General features: G+C 61.0%; 1 protein-coding gene. It reads right to left on the reverse strand.

All coding sequences use genetic code 11. The features are described 5' to 3' along the window. Nucleotides 1-228, reverse strand: a 228-nt coding sequence (locus tag Q4563_RS23425; RefSeq protein ID WP_303606253.1) for a D-aminoacyl-tRNA deacylase, incomplete at both ends; no start/stop codon positions are given.

The raw sequence follows: 228 nt of genomic DNA on the forward strand, positions 1-228 counted from the left end.
GCACCAAACCGGCCGCTGGCAGTATGAACACACTGCCCCGCCTCTGCGACAAAATAATCGTACAGGGATTCCGCCAATGCCGGAGGCGCGGCGGTCGAAAAGCCCGGGCGCAAGCCGCGTCCGGTATCCGCTGCCAGAGTAAACTGCGACACCACCAGCAATTGCCCCCCTGCAGCCAACAGGCTGCGATTCATGCGCCCCTGATCATCACTGAACACCCGATAATTC

The organism is Gilvimarinus sp. 1_MG-2023, assembly GCF_030548285.1.